Genomic DNA, 24788 nt, shown 5'->3' on the forward strand with positions numbered 1-24788 from the left:
GCTCGGTCAGGCCGGCCGGCTGGTGGCCGCCGGGTCGACGGGGTCGATGGCGTCGCGCCAGTCGGCGGACAGGAAGAGCAGCGATTTCACCGTCAACGGGAACGGGCCGGCCAGCTTGCCGGGATTGCGGAGGACGACGTCCTCGTAGCCGAGGACCGCGCCGGTGGCCGGGTCGAGCAGCAGGGTGTCGCGTTCGCTGCCGTCGCTGTCATCGACGCTCACCGCGACGGCGGGCCGGCCAGCCCGGTCGGTGACCTGCCCCCGCCACACCACCCGGCTGGTGGCGAGGACCTGCAGCAGCGCGGCACGCACCGGGCACGGCAGCGTGTACTCCTCGACGAGCCTGGCGGCGGCACGGATCAACGCCTGGTCGCCGACACGGGGCGGCTGCACCCGGAACAGCTGCCGCGTGAGCTGCACCGGGTCGCTGCTGGGCAGGCCGGTGAAGGCGAGGTGGTGATGCGGCTCCTGCTGCGCGCCGAAGTCCTCCCGCTCGACGGCCCAATCCTTCGCGCCGGCCCCAGGCTCGGTGGTGCCCGGCGGGTAGATGATGGTGATCGTGGTGCCGGAGCCGTCTTCGGCGAACCAGCCTTCGAGCGTTTCCACTCGCAGGTCGGTGTGCCCGACCCCGTGCCGGTCCGGGGTCATGTCGCCGTACCAGGCGTGCCGGCGGATGTGGGCGTACCGGCCGGTCGTGGTGTCCGCCGCGGTAGGCGTGAGCCGCGTCGCCGTGCCGCGCAGCCACGCCGCGGCGTCCTCACCGACTGCCGGGACCGCGAGCGGTGCGCTGCTCGCGCCTGTGCGGGTTGTGGCGGTGGGCGGCGGTGCTGCGCATGCCGGCGGCGCGGTGAGCGGGCCGGGCGTGGCGGTTACCGCCGGGTACCACGAGTTCGGGGCACCGGGCTGGTGCCGGCGCACGACGGCGGCGCCGACCGCGGCGACCGCTGACACAACGAGGACCAGCAGGCCGATCAGCAGCGGTGTGGCACGCGGCCAGCGCGGTCCGGCCTTCACCGACGCGTCGGCGCCGTGCTGGTCGCGGCGGTCTTCGGTGGGGACCGAGGGGTCGGTCGGGGTCACGAGCGTGCTCCTTCAGCGCCGTCGAGGCGCGCAGCTGTGGGCCGGACGGGCCGGAAGAGGTCGGCCGTTCCGTTGTCTGGATCGGTGCGGGCGGTGGCGGGTTGAGTGCGGCGGACGGCGAGGGCCAGCAGCAGGGCCCCGGTCAGCAGCAGCGGGGACAGGCCCGAGGCGAACATGGCGGCGAACGGGGTGAGCACGCCGACGCCCAGCGAGGCGAGCAACGCGCCGCGGATCGAGCCCAGACCGCCGACGACGACCACGACGAGGGACTGCAGCAGCAGCTGCTCGTCCACGCCGGGGGCGGCGCCGAGGATCGGGGCGCCGAGCGCGCCGATGCTCACGGTGAGCGCGCCGGCAACGGCGAACACCGCCCACCGCACGGCGCGTGGGTTGATGCCGCACGCGGCGGCCATCGCCGGGTCCGCGGCGACCGCGCGGACGACCGCGCCCGCCCGGGTCCGGTTCACCGTCACGAACAGCCCGACGGCCAGGAGCACGGCGGCGGCGATGAACAGCAGCCGCCACAGCGGATACACCTCACCGGCGACGGTGACGGACCCGCCGAGCCGGCCCGGGGCGTCGACCCGCAGCGGCAGTGCCCCGAACCGTTCGGTGAGCAGGTCACCGACGATCGCGGCGATGCCGAGCGTGGCGAGGCTCTGCTGCATCGGCCGGTCCGACAGCGGCGCGAGCAGCAGCTGCAGCACCGCACCGAACAGCAGCCCACCCGCCGTCGCGGCGGCGACACCCACGGCGAGGCCGAGCAGGCCGTGCGGGAAGGTGGTCGCGGCGATGTACGCGCCGATCAGGCAGCCGGTGCCGTGCGCCATATTGAACACGCCGAACACCCCGAACAGCACGGTCAGGCCCGCCGCAACGCAGAACAGCAGCAGCCCGGACGCCACTCCGTCCACGACCAGCACCAGGTTCGCCGCCACCGGTCAGCCCCGGTTTACCGGCATCTGCGTCCGCCCACGAATGGCCGGCTGCGACTGGTCCCGCTCCGCGCGGGCCGTCCCGGCCGGTTGCGGACGGTCGTCACCGGACAGGGGTTTGCGGCCGACGGTGGTGTGCAGGAGGTAGTCGGACAAGGTCAGCCGCGGATCGGCGAGGACCTCGCGAAGCGCCTCGAGGTCCTGCCGGCCGAACCCGGCGCCGATCAGCTCGTTCTCCTTTTGCCGGGAGTTGGAGTCGTGCAGGCGGCAGATCCCGGTGCCGCCGGTCCAGGTCCGGGCGAACGACGTGGTCTGCACGTCGACGAGGCCGGCTTCGCGCATGGCCTGGTTGGCGTCCGCGGCCCAGTTGATGTCCATGCCGATGTCGGCGCCGAGCTGCAGCAGGTGTGTCTGGAACCGGTGCAGCAGCTCGGTGGCGTCGTCTGACGGGCTGTCCACGATCATGCGGTCCCAGATCGTCCAGTCCGACACGACGAACCAGCCGCCGGGTGCGAGCGCGTCGACGAACATGTGCAGCAGGTCCAGGCGGTCCGGCGCGTGCATGAGCACCAGCCGGGCATGCACGCCGTGCACGCTGCCCGGTGCGATGTGCACTTCCTTGAGTTCGCCGCGGTGGATGGTGAGGTTGTTGCGGATCGGTGTCGGTGGCAGCGGCTGCCGGTCGATCGCGGTCACGGATCCGGTCGGCCCGACCTGCTCCACCAGCCATTTACTGACCGTGCACGCGCCCGCACCGAGGTCGAGCCAGGTCTGGCCCGGCTCGGCCAGAGCGGACAGGACGCTCGTGGTGTGCCCGTCGAGGAGCTCGGCCAGCAGCGGCAGCTGCACCTTGGCCTGCGGCGTCGTGTTGTCGAAGAGATACGCCGGTTCCGGCATCAGAGGTCTCCGTTCGAGCGGTATTGCGGGGCAAACGGTCGGGGTGAGGTCGGCTGACAGCGGGACGGGGTGCGGCGGCGGGGCAGGGAGGCGTACCCCGCCGCCGCGGACTGCGGGGATGGTCAGGCGCCGAGGGTGGCGAGTTCCTGCACGACGACGTTGCTGAACGTGGTGCCGTCGGCCTGAACGCGGCGCAGATACCACTTCTGCACCGGCGTGTGGTTGAGGGAACCGAACTGCCACGGCCCACGCGGACTGTCGATCTGACCGAGCGCCCCGATCGCCGCGTTCAGCGCCGCCGGGTCCACACCCGCCACCGTCCTGCCACCCGCCCGAGGCGACCCCGACACCGACGACGTCCCGCTCGCCGTCGTCCCCGCCGGCAGCGGACCGATCGAGGCGACCGATGACGCAGCCACCACCGCCGATGCGGACGGCGGGGAGACCGCGGGCAGCGTGGGAGCAGGCGCCGAAGCGCTGGACGTGCCGGACGTGCTGGACGTGGCGGGCGTGGCTGCCGGCTGGGTGACCGCGGTGATCGCCCGGTCGAGGATCAGCGCGGCGTCCCAGGCGGTGACGTTGTACAGGTTCGGGGTCTTGCCCTGGTGCGCGGTCTGGTACGCGGCGACGAACTGCCGGTTCGCGGTGGTGTCCAGGGTGGAGGCGTAGTTCAGGCACGTCCACACCCCAACGCCGGCGTCACCGAGCAGCGGCAGCAGCCCCTCGGTCAGGAACCCCGGCCCGTACAGCGGGATGCTGATCCCGAACTGCTTGTACTGCTTGACGAACTCCGCCGCGCTCTTGCCGCCGTAGAACGCGTACACCGCTTTCGCGTCACTCTTCTTGATCTTCGTCAGGTACGGGGCGAAGTTCGTCGTCGGTGGCGTCCACGGCGTCCACTCCGGCTCCCCGTCGGCGTTAGCGAGCTTCCCGCCGCCGGCGGTGAACGGCTTCACGAAGCCGTTGATGTTGTCCCGGCCGCCGATGTAGTCCGGGCCGATCGCGAACACCGGCCCGTTCACCGTCGTGCGCACGTAGTCCGCGGCGGCGGCGCCGGTCTCCTGCGACAGCCACGACGTGTGCCACACATGGGTCACGTCGGAGACGGTGGACGGCCGGCCGCCGGTGCCGATGAACGGCACCCCGGCGGCGGTGACGAGCGGCTGCAGTGTCGCAGTCGTCGGGGCGGTCGCACCACCGACGATCGCGACGACCCGGTCCTGCTCCAGCATCTTCTTCGCCGCGGTCCGGGCGGTCTCGCCGCCGTCGCCCTCGTCGGCCTCGACCACGGTGACCTTCCGGCCGCCGAGCTTGCCGCCGTGCTGGTCGAGGTACAGCTGCCAGCCGTCGTGCAGGTCATCACCGACGGTCTTGTAGTCGCCGGTCTTCGGGACGATCAGCCCGATCTTCACCTCACCGCCGCTGCTGCTGTCGGCGGTGTCGGTGTCCATGCTGGAGTTGCCGCATCCAGCGATCGCCAGCAGACCGGTAGCAGCCGATACCGCGACGAGGCGCTGCACTGAGGGGCGTGTCGGTCGTTTCATCGATTCGCGTCCTTCGATTCGAGGAGGGGCATGTTCAGGTGGTGTGCCGCCGGCCGGCACGGAGCCGTTCAGGGGCGTGGTGGCGTCGTCAGGCGCTCCGGACCTGGGCGTGCGAGACCTGCCGCGCGGCGATTCACGCCGGCAGTGCAGGAGCGCGGTTGAGCCTTGAAGTCGGGTTGGAGTCAGGCCCGGGACGAGGTTGGGAGGGAGATCTGGGCCGTTAGCGGCCCGCGACTGTGGCCGGACGGCGGGACGGCGTGATCAGCTCACCGACGCGGTCCACGGTGGCGGCGAGTCCCGCGGCGACGGCGCCGATGTCGGCGTCCGGGTGCGCGAGCGCGGCCAGGCACAGCCGGTTACCGACCGGCATGACCAGCAACGCCCCACCGGACATCATGATCATCGTGTAGGTCGTGTCGCCGGTGCCCAGCGCCGTGCCCGTGCTTCTGGACAGCGAGTTGAGGCTGGACACGATCGCGGACAGTCGTTCGGCGCGGGTCTCGTCCAGCCCGTCGGTCCAGGCCATCCTGATGCCGTCGGCGGACAGCGCGATCGCATGCTCGATCCCATGAACCTGCCGTGGCAGCTCACACAGCAGCATCGACACCTGATCCTCGTCGACGCCGGCCCGCAGGTCCACACCGTCGCTACCCGTCATTACCTTCATGAGTTCCTCCGGATCTTCCGTTGATGCCCGCCAGTGCCTTTTGCGCCCGCAACGCTTGAACAGCGGCGGAGATCTGCGCGCCGACCGCGGCTGGATCCCGCTTCTGTATTGGTTCGGCGCGGCGTTGCATGCCCGCGGTCCCGCCGTTCGGTCCGTGGGCCGCGCCTTCCTGCGGTCGTCGCGGCAACCCCTTCGGCGTGACCTGCACGGCGGCCAGCGTGCCGCCGGCCGAGGACCCGGCACCCCTCGGGTTGACGTCGTGTGACGGCTGGCCGGGGTTCCACTGCGCGGCCGGTCCGACCGCCGCCATTTCCTGCGTCGGCTCGTCACCAGTCAGCTGTACGCGACGGCGCCCCGTCGCCAGCGCCAGCGCGGTGTCTTCGTCTCCGTCTTCAGCCGCAGCGTGTCGCGGCCCGGCTGGCACCGGAGGCCAGGTAGCCCCGGACGCGGCGATCGCTCCGGACGCGCTGGACGCCGCGCTCGCGCCGGCAGGCGGCAGACCAGGACCGGAGGGCAGCGCCAACTGCTGCAGATCGTCCATCAGCGGCGTCGGCCCCTCACGGAGCAACACGGCGGGCACCCGCACCAGCGCGACCAGGCCAGGCGCTGCGCCGACCGGCTCCAACCGCACGTCGATGTCCAGCGGCGCCGCCAGCCGGCTGACCACGGGAAGCCCCATCCGGTGCAGAATGCCCAGCTCGCTGGCCGGATCGCGCAACAACGCGTTCATGCGCACCAAAGCGTCGGGGGACATCCCCACGCCACGATCCCGCACCTGCAGAAACAGCATGCCGCCCTGGCAGCTCCCGGTGACGACCACCTCGTACTTGCCTGAGTACATCGTGGCGTTGTCCACCAACTCCGCCACGATGTGCACCACCGCCAGCGCGGCCCGCGGATCCACCAGCACGGCCGGAAGCTCCGCGATCCGGACTCGCCGATAGTGCTCGATCTGCGACACCGCGGCCCGCACGAGGTCCAGCAGCGGCTCGGCGTGCCGGCGGGCCGTGCCGTGCCCGCCGCCGGACAGGACCAGCAGATTGGCGACCATACGCCGCAGCTGCGCGGCCTTGTTGTCGACACGGAACAACTTGTCCAGGGTGTCCTCGTCGACGATTTCATCTTCGAGGGCGTCGATGTCCCCGAGCTGCCGCTCGACCAGACCCTGCACCCGCCGTGACAGCGTCAGCACCTGACCTGCGGCCGTGATGCGCCCGACAGCCAGATCCGAACTGCGACGCAGCACCTCACCGAAGAGCGTGTCGAACGTGGCGGCGAGCTCACCGATCTCGTCCCGGCCGGCCACGCCGATCACCACGGTCGCCGCCGCCTCGTCAGCGACCCGTCGCGCCTCATCGACCGTGCCGACGGTCCGCAACCGGGAGGTGACCTCCGGCAGGTGCACGTGCCCGATCCGCAACGCCCCTGCCTGCAGGGCGCGGACACGTCGCACGATCGACCGGGTCACCATCGCCGTCACCCCCAACGCCAGCAGCAACGCCAGCAGCACCAGAACGGCCTGGACGGCCGCCTGCCACAGCTGACCCGTGCGTGCCGCGTCAGCGGCAGCCACGACGTCGGCGTCGACGCGCTGCTCGACCGACCGCAGCCGGGTCACCCGCCCGCTCATCACCCGGTTCCACGCCGCCGCGCCACCGGGCAGGACCAGGGGCGCCGACGAACCGGTCCGGGCCACACCACCGGCCAGCACCGTGGCGTCCAGCACCTCCCCACCGCTGAGCCCTCGTTGCAGCAACGGCACCCACACCGGGTCAGCCAACTGCTGGAACGTCTCCACCTCACCGGTGAACGACGCCCGCGCCGCCACAACGTTCTGCGCCAACGCCGGCGACATCGCACCCGACGCCAACGCCTGCAGCACCGCGACCTGCTCCAGACCGACCGCTTCCTTCGCCCGCGACAACGCCGCCCCGGCACTGATCAGACCGGCCAGGTCCGGCGCCACCGCCGCCTGCGCCACGGCCTCCCGGTAGTCGATCAACGCGGCGATCGCGATCCGATACGAGAACGTCGAGGTCGACATCGCCACCGGCTGCCCGGCCCGCACCCGCACCCGCTGACCGGCCACATCCCGCAGCGCACCGTCGACACGCTCCAGCACCTCACGGATCCGCGCCGGCACCGACGGCAGCAGCACCCGCAGCCGCGCAAACCGGTCCGCAGCCGCGACCGTCCGCCCGATCTGCTCCTCATACGCCATCCGCGCCGCAGCCCCACCGCCGCCAGGACTCAGCACCGTCGCCACCGCGACCCGCTCCGCCTGCAGCGCATCCGTCAGCTCAGCCGCCCCCGCGCCGACCTCCGCCATCGCCCGCGTCGCACCAGCCCGCACCGCCGCGCCCGACGTCGCATACATCCCGACACCCGCCACCATGACCAGCGCCACCGCAGGGATGATCAGAATCCACAGGGCCTGCACCCTGATCGGAACGTCACTGGCCCGCCAACGACGTCGACGCGGCTGCGAGCCGGCCCTATCTCCAGCTCGTCGTGTTCGTGTCGCCGGCATCAGAAGTCCTCCGGCCGCACTGGTCGGCACTCCGCCGAGGTCGGACGGGGAACAAGTGCGCGATCCGCGCGACCCGGAGCCGGAACGACGCGGTCTGCATCCAGACGACCGACCGCCCTAGGAGCGCCGCAGCCACGCGAGCCGGCGTCAACGACATCAGCGGACATGCGACAGCACTCCACCCGGCGTGAACACGCCTTGAGACAACAGGTCCCGCCACACGGTCAACCGGGCGTGATGCGGAGCCGACGCTGCCAGCAGCACCTGGGAACCGAGCCGCTGCCCACGGCACGGCCGCGGGCCGTCACACCCTGCAGCACAACGCTCTTCGTCGCCGTCATAACGATGCGCCTGCCGCAACGCCGAACCGGCATTCGCCAGCTGCGGGTCCACGGCGCGCACAGCCACCGTTCGAGGTTGCGCCGCCGCATCGCTCCTACCGGTACCGCCATCCGACCTGCCGTTCACCACCCGGCGTTCCGTACCCCGAACGTCGGCCAGGTCTGCCAGCAGCGGCCGACCGGCACTCGCCGTGACTCCAGACATACTCACCCCCGATGCCTTCCTGGTAACTCGGTTCTTCTTGGCGAGACGACCTGACCGGACAACACGTCATCGGTGTCGCCGTCACCAGCGCCTGCGCTGTGCTCGCCGGGCACGGCGTCCGCGTTCTGTTGGCTGTGGTGGAACCGCCGCCTGCCGCCGCCTCGCGGATGCGCAACGGCAGGTGGCGGAGCTCAACGGAACCCGTAAGCACGTTGGCCCGATGCCATTCATTGACGCAGATCTTCGACGCGGCCTGAATGGGTTGACGTGGTACTCGCCCGGCCAGATTGCGTTGGTACCCAACCCGGTCTGCGCTGCCTGGCGCTCTCGGGGACTTACAGCCCGGTGAACACTCTTCGGGCCAAGGCTCATCCTGTGGAGCTGGTCTGACGACTCGGTCCGCGTGGGAGCGGCAACCAAGCCCCTGGAGTCGCGGGTCTTCGGCGCCGGCCACGCCCGCGGCCCGTCGTCGGTGCCGAGGGGCCGGTCGTGCCTCGCGGTCCCGGCCGGACGCAGCGCTGTGCAGCTGGTCTGGGTCTGCCGGAGCTCGTGCCGTTGGAATGAGCCGTGTACGCGACTACAGTCGTGGCCCGACCACGGCGCATTGTCGTCGCGGCCGTCGTTTCAGTAGCGTCGGGCGGCACGGCGGTGGCTGCCGGCTCGTCGGCCGGGTCCGGCGCTTGTGGCGGTACTGCCGCCCATACCGCCACTATGTCGACCAAACCGAGTGAGGAAGCAGCGTCGGCCAGCAGACGCTGCAGTCGGCCAACGAGGATGACGACCCGGCTGCGAAGGTTCGGATCCTGGCACTGGTCCAAAAATCTGACGGCGTCGGCCAGATCCAAGGCCAGACGGCTCAAGCGGACCAACGCATCCTGCCGCACACCGCGGTTCTCGTGGCCGGCCACCCGCTGCTCCAGTTCAGCAAGTCGGCGGACAGCGTCCGCGTCGCCCGTCTGACCAGCCAGCAGTTCCCCGAGCGCTGCAACCGCCGCCGCAACCACCTCCACCGAGACCTCCGACGGGTCCAGCGCAGCCCGGTGCAACACCTGCCGCAGCTGCTGATCGCCGGACACCAGCACCGACATGCGGAGCCGCTCGATCTGCGCCGCGGTCGCCGCCCGACGGTGGGCGGCGATCCGCTCCGCATCACCGAGCACCCACAGCGCGAAGAGTGCGGTGCCGCAGCCCAAGATGTCGTCGGCAGCCTCAGCGAATCGCCGGTCCGGCCAGCGCCGACCGGCCTCGACCTTCGTGACCAACTCGCGGCTCACGAACGCCGCGACGCCCAACTGCCGCTGCGTCAGTCCGGCGACCTGCCGGCGGAGCCGACGCAGTTCCGCAGCGAACATCGCCCGTGCAGAACCGTCACCATCACCTAGGCCGAAGCGATGGCAGGCGGCGGGAGACGCCTGCCGCGACCTACGCGGGCATGACCTGCGCCTGCGCGTCGTTGCAAGCGACATCCGTTCCTCGCTCCATGCCGGCAGGATTCACGCAACCCGGATCACCCGGGCGCGTCAGGTCGCCTACAGTTATCGAGGGATCGACGGCGAGCAACACGACCCGGTATCGACGGGATATACCTGCAGGCATACGACGAGGTGAGGACATGCCAGGAGCCGGAGGATCACGCTGCCAGGGATGCGGCCAACCACTGAGCCGCTACAACGGCGCCGGCCAATGCGGTGTGTGTCAGGCGGTTCGCCGCGGAACTCCAGTAGCTGTCGAGCCCATCCCGCCTGGCCTGTGGTTCGGCAAGGACATGCGAGCCGCGTTGAATGAGTGGGACTGGTCCAAGGTGCTCACCCTCGTCGTCGCCGCGACGGGCATCAGCCAGCTTGACCTCGCCAATCTCACCGGCTTCTCCCAGCCGCACGTCTCACGGTTGATGAACGGCACCGCGAAGTGCTTCGACATCCGGGCGATCAACCGGATGATCGACGGCCTAGGCGCACCACGCATCTTCGCTGGCCTGGCTCCCGCCCTGGCCGAGGACGGAGTTACCGTTGCTGTGAGCCCGCAACTGGAGGTGAGTCCGATGCGCCGCCGAGCACTTCTCGCTACCTCGTTCGCATTGCCGATCGCCGCGGTCCTCGGAACCGAAGAGCGCCCACGTGTCGTGACCCATGGTCACGCCAGAAAAATCCGGAGCCTGCTCCCAGACCTGTACGCCCTGGATGACCAGGTCGGCGGCGCACCGGTCAGCGACGTCACCCAATGGTGCCTCGGCGAGGTCGACGCGCTGCTGCAAACCGCCGAGTACAGCGAAGCCGCAGGTCAAGAACTGCAGCTAGCCTACGGAGAGCTCGCCGAGATGGCCGGATGGCTGGACTTCGACACCGGCCAGATCTCTTCCGCGCAGTACCACTTCGGCGAAGCACTCCGCACTGCCCAGATCGCCGGGGATCTGAACCTCGAGGTCCTCGTCCTGGCCAGCATGATCATGCTGGCCCGGCACCGCGGCCGGCCTCGCGAAGCGATACAGCTTTCCCAACTCGCACAGCGTCGAGCACGAGGATGGGGAAGCCCAAGGCTCCTATCACTGCTCACTGCCCGTGAAGCTACCGCGTGGGCGCAGGCCGGCGACACGGGCGCCGCCCGGACCGCCATGACCCGCGCACTACACACGTTTGAACCAGCCAGGTCCGACGAGGACCCGGTATGGCTGTCCTTCTACACCACTGCGGAACTGACTGCTCAACAGGCATCGGTCAGCTCCTACCTCAACCAACCTGCTCAAGCGGCAACCAAGCTCCGAAGCGCAGTCCACGCACTTGAGCCTCAGTACACCCGCAACCACGCCCTCTACAGCGCCCGGCTCGCACTGGCCCATCTCGCCGACGGCGACGACCGCCAAGCTTGCGTCGCCCTAGCTCCGGTTTTGCCGGCATACACCAATGTCCGATCTGGCCGTGCAATAGCCCACCTCGGCGAATGCCTGGCCGGACTCCAGCAGAGCCCCGTCCCAGAGGCAAAAGACCTGATCGAGCAAGCTACCGCGCTGGGCCTCATGAAGGCTGCATGACCAGCTACGCCATTCGACCGCTGACCGGCGCCGACATCACCACGCGCAGCGGTGAACTCGCCCAAATGTACTCGATCGTCTATCGAGAGCCTCCGTACAACGAACCCGAGCAGCAAGCGAACACGTTCTCCGAGCAACTTGCCGAACAGTGCGGGCGCCCCGGATTCCTCTTCCTAGCGGCAGAAGCCCCCGACGGCGCATTCGCCGGCTTCGCATACGGCTTCACCTTCCCGCCCGGCCGCTGGTGGCGCAGCGCCAGCACCGAACCCGAGCGAACGCGAGGTCACCAAAAATTCGCCATTCTCGAATGGGTCGTACTCCCGCAATGGAGGCGACAGGGAGTTGGCAGTTGCCTGTTCGCATGCCTCCTCAACGGCCGCACAGAGCCGTTCGGCACGCTATGTTCGAACCCCCGATCGGCCGCACGGGGCATTTACCGCACATGGGGATGGAAACAGGTCGGCACCACCGCGCCCCCCAACATCGCGCCGATGGACGTGCTCATCAAGGCTATTTCTGCCCAGGCGCCATGACTGACAGTCGCTACCTGCTCGCAGGTGCCCTGCCCCCGCAGCGCCCAGCCGGACGTCATGGCCTCCCGAGAACTGCTCACCACTCCTACCAGCTTGAGGTGTAGCCCCGGTGCAGAACGGCGACCCGTTGGCCCTCCGGCACACCGGCCCGACAGGACTCGACGAACTGCAACAGCAGATCCTGCGCGTCTACAGCGCCTCGCACGCCGACCAGATGCACAACCCCTGGTTCCACCCCGACCAGTTCTGGGACCGGCTGATCAACCTGTACGCACCCACCCGAGCCTTCGACCTCGTCAGCGGTTGGCGCGACGAGGAGATGGTCGGCTACGCCTTCGGTAGCGCCCGCGACACCGACAACCCCTGGCCGGAGATCAGGCGGGTGCTACCGCATCTCCAACCGGACCAACCGGTGTACATCTTCCGCGAGTTCGCTGTGCATCCCGACTGGCAGCGCCGCAGTTACGGCCACGAAATCCACGATGAGCTGCTGCGGAACCGTGAGGAACAGGTCGCCCAACTACTCGTCCGGCCGGACAACGGACCCGCCCTTGCCGCTTACCACAGCTGGGGCTGGGTCAAGGCAACGACGAAACAGCCCTTCCCCGACTCGCCGGTGTTCGATCTCCTGATCCTCGACCTAACTGTCCGTCGCTCGGTCAAGGACGATTGAGCACCTTGGAGCGTTGGTCTGTTCACCCGCTTCGCTGACACGAGGTCCGTCAAGGGCCACGCGAGGGTGTCGATCTCTGCGGCCCCCTACGTCTCCTGCTCGCACTCGAAGAGTGCCGCGTTGCCGCGGCTGGGTTCGCCGCGCCGCTCGGCCTGGAAACAGGCTGGCTCCTGCGGCTCGTCGCTCGTGACGAGGTTGACGCAACAGAGCACCTGCGAGCTGCTCTCGCACCGATGGTGACCAGCAGCGGGTTCCCATGAGATGCCGTCTCATGGCCTTCGGCCAGCGGATCGTCGATCTGGCGATCGGGGTGTTCCAGCGTTTCCTCGAACCGATCGTGCCTTTGGGTGTCGACCAAGCGCAGTAGCGCAGTCCAGACCTCGACCGCTGCGGAGTTGCCGCAATCTGCCATCCCATCCACCATCAGGTGCATCAGCTGGACCGCCAGTTGGACCACCCGCGACCGGAGGTGATTGTCTCGGACGCGGTCGAGGAGCTTCGAAGCGTCTGCGATATCCAGTCCGATGCGTCCTAGCTGCGCTGCGTCGTTCGCGTCGACACCGTCAGCCTGGTAGGTGGTCAGCCGGTGTTCAAGGTCGACGACCTGCTGTACCGTCTCGACCCCGTCAATCCTTTCGGCAACTGCCCGACCCAAGACTTCAAGCGCGGTGAGGATGACGTCCTGAGCGACGTCGGACGGGTTGGTGGTTGCGGCGTGCAGCACCTGACGAGCGAGCCGTTCGCCTGAAACTGGTACCGACGCTGTCAGTTGCTGGATCCGCTGCTCGACGCTGCGCATACGGCGCTCTTCCGTTAGCTCGACGTCTCCTGCCTCCCAGAGGTCGAGCAGCGTCCCACTACATTCGAACAACACATCTGCACGCTTCGCAAACCGTCGGTCGGGCCATCCACGGCCGGCCTCAACCTTTGTGACCCACTCGCGGCTGACAAAGAGCTGAGCTCCAACGGACCGTTGCGACATCCTCGCCGTACGCCGGCGGTGTCGCAGTTCGATAGCGAACTGATCGCGCGCCGACTGGGTCGTCGGCCCGGTCGCGATGGCGCGCTTCGTTGCCAGCCTGCGGTGACAAACGCCCCTGAACGCGACGCCCGACGAAGACATCGTGCCTGGAGGGCGGGCGGAGGCGACGGCGGGCTGCGGTATATAGATTGGTTCCTGCGGCCCGCTGTCGGCTGATGCCGGCACTCGTGGTGGCGTCCGTTGGGGACAAGCAATGAATGGGTCGCCGAAGATTGTCGGCGTGCGGTGCGGCGGGCGCGGTCCGCGCTCAACCGCAACGATGCTCATCACTTCAAGCCCTTCAGGTCCCGGCGGATCTGACCAGGTCGTTGTGCGCTACTCGGGGCGCGCGCCGACCGCCGATAGTCGACCATGTCGATCTGCGGCCGAGGGCCGTCGTGAGCCGTGAACTGCGGGAATGGCGGCCATGCACCCGTGAACTTCGTGAACACCCGAGAGGGATGTCTGAGCGTCATAGTCCGCTTGGACAATGGCCGTATGCGGGTTCTGGTCTTGGGCGGGTCGTGGTTCGTGGGCCGGGTGGTCGTTGAGGATGCTGTGCAGCGCGGTCACGACGTGACGGTGTTCAATCGGGGCCGGTCGTCGGGGCAGCTCTCTGCTAGCGTCCGGCGGGTCATCGGCGACCGGGAAGTCGTCGAGGATCTTGAGCGGCTTGCTGCGCTGGGTCCGTGGGATGTGCTCGTCGATGTGGGCGGGAGTATCCCGGCTGTGGTCGGTCGATCCGCGGCGGTCCTTGCCGGTGCGGCGGAGCGGTGCGTGTTCGTGTCGACCATCTCGGCGTATCGGGACTGGCCGCACGCGCCGGTGAGCGAGGAGTCGCCGTTGTGGGAGGGAGACGCCGACGCTGATCCGGGTACACGTCGGTGGGATCCAGATGCCTATGGCCCGCTCAAGGTCGGTTGTGAGATCGCGTGCCGGCGGGCCTTCGGTAGCGACCGCCTGCTGCTGTTGCGGCCACATGTGGTGTTGGGCCGCTACGAGTATGTGGGTCGCCTGCCGTGGTGGCTTTCGAGAATGCAACGCGGAGGCCACGTCCTTGCCCCGGCTCCGGATCGCAGTATCCAGCCGGTCGACGTACGTGACGTGTCCTCGTTCCTGCTCGACCAGGTCGAGCAGGAACGCTCCGGCGTGTTCAACATCGCGGCGCCGCCCGGTACGGCGACCTACGGCGACATGCTCCGTGCGTGCATGACGGCGGTCGCCGACGTGGCGAGCCAGCCCGCGGAGCTGGTTTGGGTGGACGAGCAGTGGCTGACGGCGCAGGGCGTCGTTCAGTGGACCGGGCTACCGCTGTGGCGCAACGCGGCTGCGCCGTGGCACATGAACGTCGATCGAGCTCAAGCCGTCGGGCTGCGGTGCCGGCCGCTTGCCGAAACTGTCGGCGACACGTGGGATTGGCTGCGCTCGGGTGGACACCCAGTTGACCATGAGCGGTTTCGTCAGCACGGTATCGCGGCCGATTCAGAGGCAGCGATCATCCGACGGTGGCGGGCTCACCGCGGCACTCGCTAACGGAGCAAGCTGGTCCAGCGGTTTGCTGAACGCCCGGTTGATCGCCGGGTCGCGGCCAGCCACGTAGCACGCTATCGGCTGATAGCCGCTGCTGGTGAACAGGGCGAGGGCGGCGGTGTTCCGGACACCCGTTTCCAGAATTGCTCGCCGGGCTCCCCAGGCGATCGCCAGCGCCTCGAGTCTGGACAGGAGCACCCGGCCGTATCCAAGCCCGCGGACATCGGTAGCCAGGTACGTTTTCTTGATCTCGATGATGCCGGTGTTCCGGTCGTGCCATCGGAAGCCGCCGCAGGCGATCGGCTGTTCCTGCCGGTACCCGACGAGAAACGTCCCGTGCGGTGGAGCAAACGCATGCGGATCCAGATCAACCTGGTCGGCGACGCCGTACCTGGTGACCTGCTCCTGGTAGAACGCGCGCAGAAGCTGCACGGCGTCCGGATGATCGACCCGGCGTCCGAGCAGGATGAAGCTCTCGGCGCTGGCCCGGATCTCAGTGGTCACATCCTCGATAATGCCGCATCGAACTCCGGCAGAAAGTCGGCGACGACCCGGGACCGGGCACGACGGGCGAGTGCCGGTCGTAGCTGCCGCAGGTAGGTGCGACTGCGTGGCGATTGGACGAGCGAGACCAGGCCGACGCCGGTGCGCAGCACCGCGACTGCCTCCGCCAGTTCGCGGCGCAGCAGGTGCGCCTTCGCCAGGAACGTCAGGTGCAGCAGACCGGACCGCGCATACGGCGGTCGGCCGCCGTTCGGCTCCGGTCTCGTCATGCCGGCGACCGCCCCGGTGAGGAGGTCGATGCCTTCAGCGAGGAGTTGGTCGCGGTTCACCGTCGCGTGCTCGGCGAGTTCCACCAGCCCTTGACCCGCCTCGGCCGCCAGCTGCATCGGGCTCAGGTAGTACAGGAACGACCCGCCGTCCGGACCTCGGCTGCGGTCGAGCAGCGTCGCGGCACGGTCGGCGCACCTACGGAACCGGGCCAGATCACCGTCGGCAGCCGCGGCGGTGGCGTCGCGGCCGAGCAACCGCGCCTGCAGAACCGGATCGGTGGTGCGGCACTCCGCAGCCGCGGCCTCAGCCAGGCGGGTGGCCTCACGCCCGTGCCGGGCGAACGCCGACACGTAGCTGAGCATGCCGATGACGTTCGCGGCGCGATCGGTCGCGCCCAAAGCCCGGCACACGCCGATACTGAGCAGCATGTACCGTTCGGCCGAGCCGTACCGGCTGGAATCGAAATGGAGCCAGCCGAGCAGCTGGGCCAGGTCCGCGATGATCTCCAGGAGGCGCCGGCCGGTGGTCTTGTCGTAGTTCGCGCAGTCGAACAAGTCGACAATGTTGCGCAGTTCAGCGGTCACGTACCGCAGGCTCAGCGCGCCGCCGCCGTGCCGATCATCCAGCCGTCGCAACGCGGCCACATGGGTGGCGATCAGGTCGACTTGCTCGGGTAGGACGTATTCGCGGCCGGCGCGGTCACGGGCCACGAAGACCGCACCGCGAAGCTGGTCCAGGACGACCGCGGTCAGCTCGGCGCCCGAAGCGTCGGCGATGGCACTGAGGGGCGTCGAGGCATTCGTGGCGAGCTTACCCAGCTCACCAACGAAGTCATCCACGTGCTGCGCAGCCCCGAGACCGGTGAACGCAGGCATCGGCGCCGACGCTGCGTGGTCACGGCCGGGCCACAGCTGATCGGCGGTGACCGTATAGCCCAACCGCTCCGTCAAGACCGCGGCGGCGACGTCGGGGATCGGTGGTCGCGGTCGGAACCCGCGCTGCACCCAGGAGTATCCAGCGGTCAGATCCAGCCGGAACCGATCGCGGCCTTGGCTGGTCAGCCGAGCGTTGATCGCGCCGACGAGTTGCCGCGGTCCCCACTCAGCCATCCGCAACAAGTCAGCGATCAGCGGCGATGTACTCGTGACCTGCGCCCGCGTATCGACCACATTCGTACCGTAGCGGACCGGTGACACGCATAGTCGGTAGCCGCGCGTTTGCATCGAAGTTCACGAAGTTCACGGGATCTTTCTCGCACCTCCGAGAGCGACCGAGCGGGCCCGCGCTAGCGCTCCGCTCCGCTCAGACTTTCATGCCAGTTTGGCACCCACCTTCGACTGCGGTGCTGGCCGGCCCGCCCTTGGGTCCGGGGGTTGTAGGGGTTGTGGTGATCGCCGGCCGCGGTGATCTCGGTCGCGTGATGACCTACCTCACGGCTACCGCCCGGCCGCTCGCCGCGAACCACGTTGGCTCGGCCGTGCTTCCGGCAGCACGCGAGCGGTGACCGGGCGGCGACCAGCAGTGCCGCCCGTCCAGCAAGCGAGCCGTCGCCGGCCCAACGCCGCCTACCCTCGATCGCCGTCGATGGGTACAAGGACCGCTACCTGCGCATGTACCCATCGCACGTACCCAGATCGGCGTCCATGACGAATACGGTCGATGACGAGCGGCGGTGCTATACGCGCTCCGGACACACCGACGACCGTCAACCGGTCGTCCCGCCACTACGAGCGGGTGATCAGCAGCGCTGAAGAGTGGCCCTCTTGAACGTGTACTGCCACGTTCTCCGGGGTCCGAAGGTTCCGGAGCTCGTGTCCACCGTCGCGGTGGCGAACGCGATCTCGTGGAGGGAGGTGAGTTACATGCAGAAGTGGGTCGTCGGCGGCGCGTGACCGTCCGCTAGCGCTCGGCGCTAGCCCTTGCGGCCTGCCGGCCGGCCCGCCTTCGCGCGGCCGGCAGGCCGCCCCTGCCCACTGTCTCTCCGTCAGGCGCGGTCGGCGCCACCGATTCGATAGAGGTTCGCGATGCTGCCATTCGAGTCCTTCACCTACCCGTTCTTCGACCAGAACACCCTGGCCGATCATCCCGCGGTCGTGCAGGCGTTCCTGAGCACCGCCGATCCCTCGATTCCGGGCGATATCACCCCGGGTAACAAGTCGCTCTACATCCACATCCCGTTCTGCGACACGCTGTGCACGTTCTGCCCGTTTGTGAAGGCTGCCAACGCCGGCCCCGAGCGGGTGGCGAACTACCTGCGGGCGCTGCACACGGAGCTGCGGACCATCGCTGCGACGACGCGCGTCGGGGCGTGGGTCCTCGACGCGGTCTACGTCGGTGGGGGGACTCCGTCGGTGCTGACGGTCGAGCAGATCGCGGAGTTGTTCGCGGTGGTCCGGGACTGTTTCCAGCTCAGCGCGGACGCGGAGGTTTCGTTCGAGTTCGAGGCCAAGAGTGTCGACGAGGACAAGTTCCGGGCGCTGGTCGAGTTCGGGGTGACGCGGGTCAGCTTCGGGGTGCAGTCGTTCGACCCGGCGACCCGGGACATGGTCAACATCACCGCGTCCCTCGAACAGGTCCACGCCGCGATCGAGTGGTCAACCAAGTACTTCACGAACACCAACCTGGACATGATGGTCGGCTTCCCCGGCCAGGGTCTCGACGCCGCGTTGCTGGACGCCCGGCTGGCCGGCACGTCCGGGATCCGCAGCGTGTCGGTCTATCCGGTCGACTACATCATGACGCTGCCCGGCTGGCAGGACCGCATCCGCCGCGGCGACCTGCCGCGACCGGCGGACCTGGATGAGCGGTCGATGATGTTCCACGCCGCCCGCGGCGAGCTCGCGGAGCACATGGGGGTGCAGAACATGTACTGCTTCGGCGACCCGACCGCGCCGCCGACCCGCTACATGTTCAGCACCCTGTACGGCGGCTACCGCGACGAGGCGGTCGGGGTCGGGTCCGGCGCGTACTCGATCATGCGTGGGCTGGCGTACTACAACGAGGCCGGCGAGGCGCAGTACGTCCAGCGGGCGTCGGCGGGGCAGCTGCCGGTTGTTGCGGCGCATCCGTACCACGCGTATGAGAAGGGCCTGGTGTTCTTCCCGAAGCGGCTCACGTTCGACCTGCGTGACCTCGAGGTGCTGTCGCTGACCGAGGTGTACCGGCCGCGGATCGACCAGCTCATCGAGCGGGGCTTCGCCGTCACCGACGGTGACCTGCTGCGGCTGACTCCGGACGGGGAGCTGACCTACAGCGAGCTGATGGCGCACTTCTTCTCCGATTCCCAGCACCGCCTGTACGGGCGGTTGGTGAACCGGATGAATCAGCAGGTCGGTCAGATCGATGACGTCGGCTGGATCAGCGGGCATGGCCGGCAGCGCCTCGGTGCGTTCAACGCCTTGCCCGACGCCGCCACGCCTCGCCGGCAGCTGAAGCTGGTCGACGCCCCATGACTGACCTGGTGCTGTCGCGGACCATCGACCGGGCCCTGTCCAGCGGCTACGCCCAGCCGCAGGTCTCCGACGGTCGCACCGATCTTGACCTCGCCGTCGGCGAAGCACGCTACCGTCTGCCGGACCCGGTCCGGGCCGAGATCGGCGCGGCAGTCGCCGGCCTCGATCGGCCGTGGTACGGCGATCCCACCGGCAGCGCCGGGTTGCGCGCCGCCTTCCTGCACCGCCTGCTCGAGGTCCCGGCCGGCGATCATGCCGAGGGCCCGAACCGCCGGGCGGGCGACATGGACGCCGGTGAGCTCATCGACCGGGTGCTGGTGACGGCGGGCGGGAAGGAGGCCGCCATGCTGGCCGTGCGCTACCAGTTGCACCGCCGCGGCCACGGCCGTGTGCTGCTGCCGCAGCCGGGCTGGGAGCCGTACGGGATCTGGGCTCACGCGCACGACGTCCGCGTGCTGCCGTACGACCCGGTCGCGTTGGCCGCTGACCCGAAGCTGCTCTACGACATCGCCGCCCGCGACGGGTACCGGCCGGCGACGCTGGTGCTGAACTATCCCCACAACCCGACCGGGGTCACCCTCGACCAGGGCCGGATGGATGCCCTGATCGCGGCGGCCGTCGACCTGGGCCTGGCCGTGGTCTCCGACGAGGTCTACCGCTGGTTCGGACCGCAACCGGTGTCAGCCGTGCATGCGCCGGCGTACGATCCGGCCCTGCACCTGGTCGTTGATTCGACGTCGAAGTGGCTGACCACGGCCGGTCTGCGGGTCGGGTTCCTGGTCGCCGACGAGGGCATCGTGCGGTCCCTGACGGCGTTCCGCGCCACGTACGCGTCGTGCACGAGCATCGTCGACCAGCGCATCGCCGAACTCCTCATCACCAGTGCGACCGCGTGTGCGTGGCTGGCTGAGGTCCGTGCCGAGGTCGACGTCACCCGCCGGGCGACCGTGCAGCACCTCACCGACGCCGGCGTGCCGGTGCTGTCCGACGGCGCTCTCTACATCTGGTGCGGTCCGCCCCAGCCCGGCCGGGCATCCGGTCCGGGCGGGTCGGCCCGGGCGCGGGTCACCGCCGGGGCGACGTTCGGCGCTCCCGACCACATCCGGTTGTGTACGGCCCGGGCAGGTCTCGACCCGGCCGCAGCTGCCGCCGCGGTCTGCACCACCCTGCGGAGCGGCCATGCGTGACCACTTCGCCCCACCCACCCTCACACCCGCAGCCGGCGTCGGATCGAAGACGGACGTGCTGGCCGGGGTGCGGCTGCTGGATGTCACCTTGCGCGACGGCGGGTTCGAAACCGGCTTCCACTGGCCCCTCGACATCCTCGCCATCCAGCCGACCCTGCTCGGCCCGCTCGGCGTCGACATCGTCGAACTCGGCTACATCGGCGGCGTCCCCCTGGAGCACAGCGTTGAGCGGCCCGGCGTCGGCGCGTTCCTGCAGCCGGAGCATCTCCGGGCGGCACGCGCCGATGGTGTCCAGCTCGCGGCGATGGTGCACCCGACCGCCCTGGACGCGAACCCGCCGCTGGACCTCGAACCGTACGCGGACGCCGGGCTGCGGCTGCTGCGGATCGTCTACCACCCGCAGTGGTGGCCGCAGATCGCTCAGCTGGTCGGGCACGCCCGCCAGCACGGTCTGCAGGTGTCGATCAACATGGCGCTCGCCTCACGGTATCTTCCGGGGGAGCTCGTCGAGCACGCGACGCGGATCGCCACGACGATGCGCCCGGACCTGCTTTATGTCGCCGACACCTGCGGCGCGTTGCTGCCCGACCAGGTCGGTTCCCTGGTGGGGTACGTCCGGCAGAACACCGGCGTCAGTGTCGGGTTCCACGCCCACGACTTCCTCACCCTCGGCTACGCCAACGCGCTGGCCGCCGTGGCCGCGGGCGCGGAGCTGCTGGACGTCTCCGTGCTCGGGCTGGGCCGCGGCGGCGGGAACCTCAGCGGCGAACTCGTCCTGCTCCGCCACCGTCTGCCCGGCCGGTGGCTCACCGGCCCCCTGGCCTTGTTCCTGGATCAGCGTGAGCAGTTGGCGGCGGTTGCCCGCCGGCCGCTGCCTGACCTGGTACCGATGGTGTGCGGGGCGTTGAACCTGACCCCGGTCGAGGAGGAGGAGCTGCGCACGTTCGCCGCCGGTGAGGACCTCGATCCGCAGCTGGCCGCGTTGTGGCTGGCGACCGCCGCCGGGCGGGTCGCGTCGCTGCGCGGCGACGGGCTGCGGGCGGCGTGGCGGGCCGAGACCGCGGGGGTGGCGGCATGAGACCGGCGGTGAGCCGCCGCGCCGCCGCCGTCGTCGCCCACAGCTACGACGACTTCCCGGTCCGTGCCGGCGACGTCGACCTGCGCGCTGACGGCACCCCACCGCTGCGCAGCACCGTGTCCGCGCTGCAGCGCCGCCAGCCCGGCCCGGCGGTCACCCTCGGCTACGGTGACATCGCCGGTGAATGGTCCCTGCGCAGTGTCCTCGCCGACCTGTTCGGTGTCACGCCCGGCGAGGTCGTGGTGACCGGCGGGGCCAGCGAGGCGCTGCACCTGGCCCTCACCTGCATCACCGACCCGGGCGGCAGTGTCCTGCTGCCCACGCCGGCGTTTCCCGGCTACACCCAGCTCGCCGAGCTCCTCGCCGTCACCCCCACGTACTATCCGGTGCCGGGTGTGCCGCCGGTCCGGGACGCCACCACACCGATGGTCATCTGCGCGCCGCACAACCCGACCGGCATCGTCGTTCCCCGCCGTCCCGCCGGTCCCGCCGGCGCCGGCACCGGCACCGCGTGGACGGTGTGGGATGTCTCCCACATCGGTCTGACCGCGCCGGAGCGAGCCTGGGTCCGCAGCGTGGTCACTGCGACGAGCGTCGTGGTCTTCTCGCTGTCGAAGCTGCTGCGGCTGCCCGGCGTCCGGATCGGCTGCCTCATCACCCAGGACCGGGCCCTGCACGACGCGGTCATCCGGGTCAAGACGCACCTGTCGATGTCGACCGGCCGCCTCGGCCAGCACCTCGCCGCCGAGATCCTCACCGATCCGGACACCAGCAGCCAGCTCGCCGAACGCCACGCCCGCCTCACCCACGACCGCAGCACCCTGACCGCCACGATCGCCGCGTCCCGGACGTTCACGGTCGTGCCCGCCACCGGCGGCTCACACCTCCTGCTGCACACCCGCGACGGACGCGACGCGGCCGAAGCCCTCCGCAAGGCCGGGATCGTCGGCATCCCCGGCGTCGTCTTCGGCGCCGGCCACGACGCCGTACGGATCTGCGTCGCGCAACCCGCCGACGTGATCGACCACGCCAGGGAACGGCTGGACATCCTGTGACCAGCACAGACATCAGCATCGCCCGGCTGGCGGTCGCCTACCTGCTCCTGGTCGGTGCCGCCGCCACCGCAGTGGTCGCGGTGGCTGTGCTCCACCCCCGCGCGACGGCGCAGCCCGTACCGGCCTCGACAGCTCCGGCGGCGCCGGTGGCTGTGGCGGTGACGGACGGCATCGACATCCCCCACGTGCTGATCGTGGTCGCCGTGCTCATCGCTGCCGCGCACCTCGCCGGTGCACTCGCCGCCAGGCTCGGCCAACCCCGGGTGACCGGTCTGGCCGCCGCCGGGCTGCTGCTCGGCCCGTCCGCACTCGGCCAGGTCGCACCCGTCGCCGCCGGCTGGCTGCACAGCGGCGGCGCCGCCACGGCCGTCGACCTCCTCGCCCAACTCGGCGTGATCCTCTTCGTGTTCCTCATCGGCCGGGAACTCGGCACCGCCCACGCCCCGCCGACCCGCGGTACGGCGGTGCTCGTCGGGCACACCACGGTCGCGGTGCCGCTGCTGGCCGGCGTCGTCGTCGCCGTCACCGTGTTGACGCCGCCGGCCGGTGTGCCGGCGTTGCCGCACGCCCTGTTCATCGGGCTGGCGATGGCCGCGACCGCGCTGCCGGTCCTGGCCCACATCCTCGCCGAACGGCACCTGCTGACCAGCCCGCTCGGCGCGACCGGCGCCGCGGCGGCTGCGGTCGCGGACGCCACCATCTGGTGCCTGCTCGCCGTCACCCTCTGCGTGGCCCGCGGCGAGTCGCTGCCGGGCACCGGGCTGCGGCTGCTGGCCGCGTTCGCCTTCGCCGCGGGCATGTGGTGGTTGCTGCGTCCCGCCGTCCGCCGCGTCCTCGCCGTCGACCCCGGCGGGTCGCCGGTACGCCCGGCGCTGCTGCTGTGCTTGGTGCTCGGCTGTGCGGTCGCCACTGAACGGCTCGGCCTGCACGCGATCTTCGGCGCGTTCCTGGCTGGGCTGATCATGCCTGTCCGATCCGCGACCGTGACGCGGGTTGCGGTCATGGCGCAGGGCGCCACCGAATGGCTGCTGCTGCCGCTGTTCTTCACCGCGATCGGCAGCCGTACCCACCTCAGCCTGCTCACGGGCCCGACTCTCGCCCTGGCCGGGCTCGTCGTCGCTGTCGCGGTGAGCAGCAAACTGTTGTCCGGTGCCGTTGCCGGTCGCGTGATCGGGTACGGGTGGCGGGATGCGACCGCGCTGGGCGTCATGCTCAACTGCCGCGGCCTGACCGAGCTGGTCCTGCTCAGCCTCGGTCGCACCGCCGGGATCATCGACGAGCGCACCTTCACCGTCTTCGTGGTAATGGCCTTGGTCACCACTGCCGCCACCGGCCCGCTGCTGAACCTCGTCGGCCTGCGCCGCCCCGCACCCGGCAACGAACCCGCGGGCCAACCCGCCGACCAGACCGCCCCGGCCACCCCAGCCGCCCCGGTCGGCGAGGGCACGACGGCTGCCGCTGCGGCGGTCCCGGCGGTCCCGGCGTGACCGGCTACCGACCGGCCGGTCCCGGGCCGAGCAGCCGGACCAACGGCAGCGGCTCCCCATGCGGCAACAAGGCACGGAACTGCGCTGCCGCGTCCGGGCGGGCCTTGACCGTCGCCGAAATCAGCCAGGCCGCGGCCTTGCGGACCGGTTTCGCCGAGTCGTGCAGCACCGCGGCAAGGTTCGGCACGCCGGCGGGATCGAGCCCGAACCGGATCGGGGTGATCAACGCGACCAGGAACAGCCGCCGCTGCCACACCGACACCGACCCAGCCAACCACACCACCTCACCGACCATCAGCACACCGGTGTGGATGGCGGCGCCGAGGACCCCGCCGAGCTCGTCGACGGACAGCCAGTTGTCCAGCAGCGGCGCCCAGCCCGCCAGCATCTGCCCGGTCGGCGCGACCTCCGCCAACCGCAGCAGCATGCACGCCGCCAGCTCCTCCTCATGCGTCTCGCCATGCCACAACAGCGTCGCCGCCTGCCGCACCAGCACCGCATCCGCCCGGCCCCGCCGCGGCGTCACCGCCCGCAGCCCGGTCCGGACCGCACCCCGCAGCAGCGGAATCCGCACCCCAAGCACCGGCTTGCCCGGACTCCGCGCCGCGACCGTCCCGGCCACATACCCCGCATCGGCGTGCCCACGAAGCCCCGCCCGCACCGCTGCGGCCAACGCCACCGCCGCATCGGTCGGCACCTCACCGCCCGGCAGCAGCGGCCGTGGCGACGCCGTCGACTGCGCTTCACGCTGCTGCACCACCCACTGACCGT

21 protein-coding genes and 1 pseudogene are annotated in these 24788 nt (G+C 70.0%); 10 read left to right on the forward strand and 12 right to left on the reverse strand.

Annotated features, from left to right (window positions below; all coding sequences use genetic code 11):
- Positions 1–6: 6 nt before the first annotated feature.
- The 8 genes from AB0M46_RS21565 to AB0M46_RS21600 all read right to left on the reverse strand — a co-directional run bounded on the left by AB0M46_RS21565 (position 7) and on the right by AB0M46_RS21600 (position 9665).
- The gene (locus AB0M46_RS21565) at positions 7–1080 is read right to left on the reverse strand and encodes a hypothetical protein (protein ID WP_363338530.1); all 1074 of its coding nucleotides are present in this window, start codon (positions 1078–1080) and stop codon (positions 7–9) included.
- Complete coding sequence (locus AB0M46_RS21570; RefSeq protein WP_363338532.1) at positions 1077–2018, reverse strand: branched-chain amino acid ABC transporter permease; 942 nt, start codon at positions 2016–2018, stop codon at positions 1077–1079. The genes AB0M46_RS21565 and AB0M46_RS21570 overlap by 4 nt, the downstream gene beginning before the upstream one ends.
- Before the next feature lie 3 nt (positions 2019–2021).
- Positions 2022–2912, reverse strand: a complete 891-nt coding sequence (locus AB0M46_RS21575) for a methyltransferase domain-containing protein (protein WP_363338534.1) — start codon at positions 2910–2912, stop codon at positions 2022–2024.
- Between the two features lie 122 nt (positions 2913–3034).
- Positions 3035–4456 carry an ABC transporter substrate-binding protein gene (locus AB0M46_RS21580; protein ID WP_363338535.1) on the reverse strand — a complete coding sequence of 474 codons (1422 nt, stop codon included), beginning with the start codon at positions 4454–4456 and terminating at the stop codon, positions 3035–3037.
- Positions 4457–4676: 220 nt separating this feature from the next.
- A complete protein-coding gene (locus AB0M46_RS21585) occupies positions 4677–5123 on the reverse strand; it encodes a roadblock/LC7 domain-containing protein (protein ID WP_363338537.1) in 447 nt (148 codons plus the stop codon).
- On the reverse strand, positions 5104–7530 hold the full coding sequence (locus AB0M46_RS21590; RefSeq protein WP_363338539.1) for a nitrate- and nitrite sensing domain-containing protein: 2427 nt from the start codon (positions 7528–7530) through the stop codon (positions 5104–5106). Before AB0M46_RS21590 ends, AB0M46_RS21585 begins: the two co-directional genes overlap by 20 nt.
- A 279-nt stretch (positions 7531–7809) precedes the next feature.
- Entirely contained in the window at positions 7810–8061 is a 252-nt protein-coding gene (locus AB0M46_RS21595; RefSeq protein ID WP_363338541.1) for a hypothetical protein, read from the reverse strand.
- Between the two features lie 506 nt (positions 8062–8567).
- On the reverse strand, positions 8568–9665 hold the full coding sequence (locus tag AB0M46_RS21600; protein ID WP_363338543.1) for a helix-turn-helix transcriptional regulator: 1098 nt from the start codon (positions 9663–9665) through the stop codon (positions 8568–8570).
- Positions 9666–9964: 299 nt separating this feature from the next.
- On the opposite strand from AB0M46_RS21600, the gene AB0M46_RS21605 reads away from it, so the two are divergent.
- The 4 genes from AB0M46_RS21605 to AB0M46_RS21620 all read left to right on the forward strand — a co-directional run bounded on the left by AB0M46_RS21605 (position 9965) and on the right by AB0M46_RS21620 (position 13181).
- Positions 9965–11227: a helix-turn-helix transcriptional regulator gene (locus AB0M46_RS21605; protein ID WP_363338545.1), complete on the forward strand. Its 1263-nt coding sequence runs from the start codon at positions 9965–9967 to the stop codon at positions 11225–11227.
- Positions 11224–11760 (forward strand): GNAT family N-acetyltransferase, encoded by a 537-nt coding sequence (locus AB0M46_RS21610; protein ID WP_363338547.1) that lies wholly within the window; start codon positions 11224–11226, stop codon positions 11758–11760. Before AB0M46_RS21605 ends, AB0M46_RS21610 begins: the two co-directional genes overlap by 4 nt.
- 109 nt (positions 11761–11869) lie before the next feature.
- Positions 11870–12433 carry a GNAT family N-acetyltransferase gene (locus tag AB0M46_RS21615; protein WP_363338549.1) on the forward strand — a complete coding sequence of 188 codons (564 nt, stop codon included), beginning with the start codon at positions 11870–11872 and terminating at the stop codon, positions 12431–12433.
- 586 nt (positions 12434–13019) lie between these two features.
- The gene (locus AB0M46_RS21620) at positions 13020–13181 is read left to right on the forward strand and encodes a hypothetical protein (RefSeq protein WP_363338626.1); all 162 of its coding nucleotides are present in this window, start codon (positions 13020–13022) and stop codon (positions 13179–13181) included.
- A 99-nt stretch (positions 13182–13280) separates the two neighbouring features.
- Here AB0M46_RS21620 and AB0M46_RS21625 read toward each other — a convergent pair.
- Positions 13281–13742, reverse strand: a pseudogene (locus tag AB0M46_RS21625) (helix-turn-helix transcriptional regulator); the annotation flags it as partial.
- Between the two features lie 210 nt (positions 13743–13952).
- Here AB0M46_RS21625 and AB0M46_RS21630 point away from each other — a divergent pair.
- Entirely contained in the window at positions 13953–14987 is a 1035-nt protein-coding gene (locus AB0M46_RS21630) for a reductase (RefSeq protein WP_363338551.1), read from the forward strand.
- On the opposite strand, the gene AB0M46_RS21635 is transcribed toward AB0M46_RS21630, so the two are convergent.
- Together AB0M46_RS21635 and AB0M46_RS21640 are read right to left on the reverse strand one after the other, a co-directional pair.
- Positions 14937–15488, reverse strand: coding sequence for a GNAT family N-acetyltransferase (locus AB0M46_RS21635; RefSeq protein ID WP_363338553.1), 552 nt, complete (start codon positions 15486–15488; stop codon positions 14937–14939). The genes AB0M46_RS21630 and AB0M46_RS21635 overlap by 51 nt on opposite strands.
- Entirely contained in the window at positions 15485–16954 is a 1470-nt protein-coding gene (locus tag AB0M46_RS21640; RefSeq protein WP_363338555.1) for a hypothetical protein, read from the reverse strand. The genes AB0M46_RS21635 and AB0M46_RS21640 overlap by 4 nt, the downstream gene beginning before the upstream one ends.
- Positions 16955–17782: 828 nt before the next feature.
- Between AB0M46_RS21640 and AB0M46_RS21645 the strand changes: the two genes are divergently transcribed.
- From AB0M46_RS21645 to AB0M46_RS21665, 5 genes are read left to right on the forward strand one after another with little or no spacing between them, the layout of a single operon-like run.
- Positions 17783–19210: a coproporphyrinogen-III oxidase family protein gene (locus tag AB0M46_RS21645; protein ID WP_363338557.1), complete on the forward strand. Its 1428-nt coding sequence runs from the start codon at positions 17783–17785 to the stop codon at positions 19208–19210.
- Positions 19207–20397 carry a pyridoxal phosphate-dependent aminotransferase gene (locus AB0M46_RS21650; RefSeq protein ID WP_363338559.1) on the forward strand — a complete coding sequence of 397 codons (1191 nt, stop codon included), beginning with the start codon at positions 19207–19209 and terminating at the stop codon, positions 20395–20397. The genes AB0M46_RS21645 and AB0M46_RS21650 overlap by 4 nt, the downstream gene beginning before the upstream one ends.
- Positions 20390–21475: a hypothetical protein gene (locus AB0M46_RS21655; protein ID WP_363338562.1), complete on the forward strand. Its 1086-nt coding sequence runs from the start codon at positions 20390–20392 to the stop codon at positions 21473–21475. The genes AB0M46_RS21650 and AB0M46_RS21655 overlap by 8 nt, the downstream gene beginning before the upstream one ends.
- The gene (locus AB0M46_RS21660) at positions 21472–22530 is read left to right on the forward strand and encodes a pyridoxal phosphate-dependent aminotransferase (protein WP_363338564.1); all 1059 of its coding nucleotides are present in this window, start codon (positions 21472–21474) and stop codon (positions 22528–22530) included. Before AB0M46_RS21655 ends, AB0M46_RS21660 begins: the two co-directional genes overlap by 4 nt.
- The gene (locus AB0M46_RS21665) at positions 22527–24017 is read left to right on the forward strand and encodes a cation:proton antiporter (RefSeq protein WP_363338566.1); all 1491 of its coding nucleotides are present in this window, start codon (positions 22527–22529) and stop codon (positions 24015–24017) included. The genes AB0M46_RS21660 and AB0M46_RS21665 overlap by 4 nt, the downstream gene beginning before the upstream one ends.
- Positions 24018–24021: 4 nt before the next feature.
- Here AB0M46_RS21665 and AB0M46_RS21670 read toward each other — a convergent pair whose 3' ends face one another.
- Positions 24022–24777, reverse strand: coding sequence for a DNA alkylation repair protein (locus tag AB0M46_RS21670; RefSeq protein ID WP_363338568.1), 756 nt, complete (start codon positions 24775–24777; stop codon positions 24022–24024).
- Positions 24778–24788: the final 11 nt, after the last annotated feature.

The organism is Dactylosporangium sp. NPDC051485 (assembly GCF_040682015.1).
Taxonomy (GTDB): domain Bacteria; phylum Actinomycetota; class Actinomycetes; order Mycobacteriales; family Micromonosporaceae; genus Dactylosporangium.